3 protein-coding genes are annotated in these 3,333 nt (G+C 68.3%); 1 reads left to right on the plus strand and 2 read right to left on the minus strand.

Features of this window, described 5'->3' with window-relative positions:
* Window positions 1-738, minus strand: a 738-nt coding sequence (locus Y706_RS27845) for a GuaB3 family IMP dehydrogenase-related protein (RefSeq protein WP_043434899.1), incomplete at its 3' end; no start/stop codon positions are given.
* Window positions 739-792: 54 nt separating this feature from the next.
* Here Y706_RS27845 and Y706_RS0105205 point away from each other — a divergent pair.
* On the plus strand, window positions 793-1,425 hold the full coding sequence (locus tag Y706_RS0105205) for a hypothetical protein (RefSeq protein WP_028275741.1): 633 nt from the start codon (window positions 793-795) through the stop codon (window positions 1,423-1,425).
* Here Y706_RS0105205 and Y706_RS0105210 read toward each other — a convergent pair.
* On the minus strand, window positions 1,412-3,262 hold the full coding sequence (locus Y706_RS0105210; RefSeq protein ID WP_028275742.1) for an ABC transporter ATP-binding protein: 1,851 nt from the start codon (window positions 3,260-3,262) through the stop codon (window positions 1,412-1,414). The two genes, Y706_RS0105205 and Y706_RS0105210, sit on opposite strands and share 14 nt — an antisense overlap.
* Window positions 3,263-3,333: the final 71 nt, after the last annotated feature.

The raw sequence follows: 3,333 nt of genomic DNA on the forward strand, positions 1-3,333 counted from the left end.
GACGTCGGAGATCGCGGAGGCCATGGGCGAGTGGATGCCCAGGGCGCGCCGGGTGGTGGTGGTTGCTCCGCCGCCGAAGCCGACCAGCACGCCGGCGGCGCCGGTGCGCATCAGGTGCAGGGCCGGGGTGTAGCCGGCCGCCCCGCCGACGATCACGGGGACGTCGAGTTCGTAGATGAACTGCTTGAGGTTCAGCGGCTCGTGGTCCTTGGAGACGTGCTCGGCCGAGACAGTGGTCCCGCGGATGACGAAGATGTCGACGCCGGCGGCCACCACGGTCTTGTAGTGTTCCTGCGTGCGCTGCGGGGTCAGGGAGCCGGCCACCGTGACGCCGGCGGCGCGGATCTCGGCGAGGCGGGAGGTGATCAGCTCGGGCTGGATCGGCGCCTGGTAGAGCTCCTGCATGCGCCGGGTGACGGCCGGGCTGTTGGTCTCGTCGGCCAGGCCCGCGATTTCGTCCAGTACGGACTGCGGGTTCTCGTACCGGGTCCACAGGCCTTCGAGGTCGAGCACACCGAGTCCGCCGAGGCGGCCAAGGGCGATGACTGTCTCCGGCGACATGGCCGAATCCATCGGCGCCGCGATGACCGGCATGTCGAACTTGTAGGCATCGATCTGCCAGGAGACGGAGACGTCCTTGGGGTCACGGGTACGCCGGTTGGGGACGATCGCAATGTCATCCAGGGAGTAGGCACGACGCCCACGCTTGCCACGGCCAATCTCAATCTCGTAAGTCACTGCTCTAGGTTATCCCAGCGGACGCGGGGCGCCGCTTCGGCGTACTGTGGCGTCATGCTTTGGCGTAACGGACAGCGTTGGATCTTCGACGGACACATTGCCGGGCTCGGCACGGGATCGGGCCTGCGCGCGGTGGTGGGCCTGTGGACGCAGTCCCCGTTCGGGTCCTTCACCGACGCGATGGTCCAGCTGCCCTCCGGCCACCGGATCCTGCTGGCACCGAGCGTCGAGGCCGCCGATTTCATCAGCGCGGTCTATAACTTCGACGAGACCTGCATCGTGCCCCTGGCTTCAGAGCATGGGGTGGTGCAGCTCGCCGTCGACGCCGGGCCGCTGCGGATCCGCGCCCGGCTCGGGCCCCGCACCCGGCTGGGCGCCGTGGCGCGGCTGGTCCCCCGGGCTCTGGCGGTGCATCCGCGCTGGCTGCGTGCGGTCAACCCCGTTGCGGGCAGGATCATCCCCGGCGTGCGCACTGCGGGCACGGCCAAGGGCGGCCGGCGGGAATACTACGGGGTCACCGACCTGCGCCGCATCGACTCCGCGACCGTCAGCTGGGACGGCGCCGACGCCGGCCCGCTCACCGCCGTCCGCCCCGCCGTCGGCTTCGGTTTCAGCAGCGTCCCGCCCGAACCCAGCCTGGCCCGGGTGCGGACCACCATTGAGGGCGCTCCGCTTACTCGCCGCTGACGTTCTCGGTGTCCGGGACGGTGAGCTGGGACTCGAACATCCGGAAGTACCGGCCGCGGCGCGCCACAAGTTCCCTGTGGGTGCCTTGTTCCACGATGCGGCCTTCCTCGAGCATGTAGACCACATCGGCCTTCTCGATCGTGGCCAGGCGGTGGCTGATGGCGATGATGGTGCTGCTGCGGTCAGCGAAGAGCCGCGTGAAGATCCGGTGTTCGGCCAGCGCGTCGATGGCCGACGTCGGCTCGTCCATCACCATGAACGATGCGCCGCGGTAGAAGTTCCGGGCCATCGCCAGCCGCTGCCACTGCCCGCCGGAAAGGCCGGAGCCCTTCCGCCCGCGCGGGTCCTCCATCCAGTTGCTGACGTGGTTGTCCAGTCCGTTGGGCAGTTTGTTGATGAATTCGAGGGCCTCGGCATCCGCGGCGGAGCGCCGGACCCGTCCGTCGTCGCGGGGCGAATCGACGTCGCCGAAGAAGATGTTTTCCGCCGCGGTGGCGAATTCATACTTCAGGAACTCCTGGCTGAGCACCGCCAGGTGCCGGTGCCAGGAGGTGACGTCGACGGCGGCGAGGTCCACGCCGTCGAGCATCACCTGCCCGGAGTCGGGACGGTACAGCCCGGCCAGGATACGGATCAGGGTGGACTTGCCGGCGCCGTTCTCCCCCACGATCGCGATGTGCTGGCCCTGCCTGATGGTCATCGAAATGCCGCGGATCACCTCCAGTTCGCTGCCGGTGTACGTGAAGCGGATGTCCCGCAGTTCCACCGTCTTCGGCGCCTGCAGCAGCGGCGGGGCGTGGCCGGACGGCACGGGCAGGGCCATGAAGAGTTCGTAGTCCGTGAGGTTCGCCAGGTCCTCGTCGATCGAGCTCAGTGAGGAGACGAGGCTGTTGGCGGTCGAGAGGGCGCGGCTGACAATCTGCTGGACATAGAGGAACTGCCCCACCGGCTGGGCCCGGGCGATGATCTGGCCCACCACCCAGATCAGCGAGACCACCTCGGCGCCGTACTGCAGGGCATCGGCCGCGAGCTGTTTGGGGATGTAGCGCTTCTGGAAGTCCAGCCGGCGCTTTTCATCGGCGTCCCGCAGCCGGGAGCGCAGGCCCATCAGGTAGCCGACAATCCCGTAAAGCCGCATCTCGGCGATGTGCTGCGGTCGCAGGAGGTTGGTTTCGATCATCCTGCGCTGCCGGCGCGAATCGACCTGGGTGTTCCAGTGCGCGATCTGTTCGCGGGAGAGCTTGAACTGCAGGTAGACGCTGGGGACGATCGCAACCAGGACGATCACGGCGATCCACCAGCTGACCAGCAGCAGCGCGCCGATCGCCAGCAGCACGGAGACGAGCTGGGTGAAAATGGCGGCGATCCGGTCCAGGACGCGGGCGTAGGAGTCGGAGAAACGCTTCGCCCGGTCGTACAGGTCCACGGTCTCCTTGTCGTCGTAGCGCCAGAAGTCCAGGGTCAGGAAGCGCTCGTACATCAGGTCACCCACGATCGCGCCGACCCGGAAACTCATGAGCTGCTGGATGTAGCGGTCCACGCTGCTGAACGATCCCCAGAAGAGCCCGAGTGCCGCGGTGATGATGACGTACACGACGGCCTGCGCGCCGGCGTCGGCGTCGCCCGCGTAGGCGGCGGCCAGCGCCGTGGTGGTCAGGGCGGCGAAGTACGTCGTGACCAGCGGCAGCAGTGCCGAGATCAGCGAGCCCAGGACCTTCATGACGACGGCGGCGGGCGAGGCGCGGAAGCTCACCCGCAGCACTTGTGCCACGGCGCGGGCGTAGGGCTTGAGCGCGAGCTTGCGTTTGGGCGCGCGTGCCGGCAGGAGTTCGGACATGCCTCCAGCCTAGTTCCGGGACCCGGAGCCTGGGCGTGAGCGGCACCGCCGCCGGGAATCGGGGCGCCCTT

This window comes from Arthrobacter sp. I3, assembly GCF_000520575.1.
Taxonomy (GTDB): Bacteria; Actinomycetota; Actinomycetes; order Actinomycetales; family Micrococcaceae; genus Arthrobacter; species Arthrobacter humicola_A.